This is a genomic window from Aquimarina sp. MMG015 (genome assembly GCF_018100855.1).
GTDB classification, from domain to species: domain Bacteria; phylum Bacteroidota; class Bacteroidia; order Flavobacteriales; family Flavobacteriaceae; genus Aquimarina; species Aquimarina latercula.
In genome coordinates, this window is the sequence record NZ_JAGJEB010000028.1 from 1 (window position 1) to 1,488 (window position 1,488).

The 1,488-nt window shown below is 22.6% G+C and carries 1 protein-coding gene; it reads left to right on the forward strand.

What is annotated here, in order from left to right; all coding sequences use genetic code 11:
* The coding region (locus J8L88_RS23330; protein WP_211062065.1) for a WG repeat-containing protein at window positions 1-1,299 on the forward strand (1,299 nt) is incomplete at its 5' end.
* Window positions 1,300-1,488 lie beyond the last annotated feature (189 nt).

Sequence of the window (1,488 nt, forward strand, 5' to 3'; positions counted from 1 at the left end):
GTAACTAATTTAAGAAAAAAATTAATGAGAATAATTATATTACTAGTTACCCTTTTCAATTTTACTTTAACCTTTTCACAAATATCGGAAGCTGAAGAAATATCTTCTAGTGAACACTTAAATAAATATAGAACTGAGGGAAATAACAGTCTTGTAAAGAAAAATGGAAAATTTGGTATATACAATGAAAAACTGAAAAGTTTAATTATACCTTATGATTATGCAAATTTAACATTATTCAAAACAGAAGATAGTGTTTCTGTAGCTTCCTATTATTCCAGATCGAACAAATTCTTAATTGATAAAAATAATAAAGTCATTTCAAAAGAATATACAAACTTTAAAGGCTTCAATAAAAAACTAAACATCGCTGTGGGTAAAGAGCATTTAAAAGATGGAATAATTGAATATAATGTAATTATAAACACTAATGGAAAAGAAATTTCTCAAAAGCATAATTTAATTTATTATAATGAAAATTTAGATGTATATATTATTCAAAACAAAGAAGGTAATTATGGAATACTCAACAGCGAATTAAAACAAATAATACCTTTCATATATGAATCAATCAACATTAAGAATTTAAAAAAAGAAAGTTTCATAATAGCTAAAAAAAACGGTAAATATGGTACTCTTAATTTAAAAAATAAGACTATTATTCCTTTTAAGTATGAATCTATAAACGTTTTTTCTAAAAATAAGTTTCTTATAAAGCAGAATGGAAAAGCACAAATAAGAGATTCTAGTGATAAAATTATTCTTGATACAAAATATAATGATATCAAAAAGCCTGATATCAATGAAAACCATATTGTACGTAATGATTTTAATTATGGATTAATAAATAATTTAGGGAAATTAATTATACCTACTGAATATAAAAATATTTCAAATAAAAAATTTGGAATCTATTATTATGTTTCTAAAAACAGATTAGTAGGTCTCTTTGATTCAAAAGGTAAAATAAAAATACCTATAGAATATAAATATTTCAAAATAGTGAAACCTATAAAATCAAGTAAAATAACAGATGTTACTAGATTAATTGCAAAAAGGAATGACAATTTTGGTGTTATAGATTTAAATAACAATATAATAATTCCTTTTGTTTATAAATCAATTAAAACAATTGACAGAAATATTTTAAATAAAATTTTAAAGACTACTGATAATCTTAACTTAAAAAAACAGTTAGCTGACTTTTTAAAAGAACAGATATATGAAGTTACAGATATAGGAGAAAAAACATATTGGCTTAACGATGATAATAATAAAATAGAGCTAAAGAAAAACTAGTTACAACACGGTATAAAAAACATAGGGTATTTGTCTTAACCCCAAAAGTTCTGTGTTTATTTACAAAGTCCGTTAAATATAAAATTTGGTATTTATAGGAGAAAAGATAAAAGCAAAATATTTATATTTAGCTAAGTAATAAACCGAAACGAAAGTGCTTATTTATTGCCCTACGTTTCTTATACTAAA